At 63.6% G+C, this 616-nt stretch carries 1 protein-coding gene; it reads right to left on the reverse strand.

What is annotated here, in order from left to right:
• Positions 1 to 616 (reverse strand): AMP-binding protein (locus H7I87_RS06790; protein ID WP_264002629.1); only part of this gene is annotated, 616 nt, incomplete at both ends.

The following is a 616-nucleotide window of genomic DNA, read 5'->3' on the forward strand; positions in this document are numbered from 1 at the left end:
AGAGCTCACCGACGGCTCCCACCGAGACCCGACGCAGGAATTTGTCCAGTACGAAGAAGGCCAGATGCTCCAACGGCACGCCGATCGGGCTGACGCTGTTGTCGACGTCGCGGGCGACGATCTGCCGGAACGAGGCGTGCACAGTCGTCTCGGTGATGCCGTACATGTTGATCATCCGCGGCAGCTCCGGATGATTACGGAACCACGACGCAAGGCGTTGCGGTTCAAGCGCTTCGCCGCCGAAGACCACCGTCGTCAGGTTCAGCTGCCCCATCTCGGAGTGCAGCGCGTCGGCGGTTTGCAGGGCGTGGAACGCCGACGGAGTCTGGCTCAAGACGCTGACCTGTTCGCGCACGAGCAGGGCGTGGAATTCTTCCGACGAACGAACGACACCATCCGGCACCATCAGCAGCCGCCCGCCGTACAGAAGCGGAGCCCAGATCTCCCAGACGGAGTAATCGAAGGCCAGGGAATGACATTGCGTCCACACCTGTCCCGGCGCCAGCTCGGCACCGAGTGATTCGAGGAGCCGGGTCACATTATGGTGCGTGACCCCCACACCCTTGGGCATGCCGGTGGTGCCCGAGGTATAGACGAGGTAGGCGAGGTTGTCGGC

Source organism: Mycobacterium timonense, from assembly GCF_025821985.1.
In the GTDB taxonomy this organism is placed as follows: Bacteria; Actinomycetota; Actinomycetes; order Mycobacteriales; family Mycobacteriaceae; genus Mycobacterium; species Mycobacterium avium.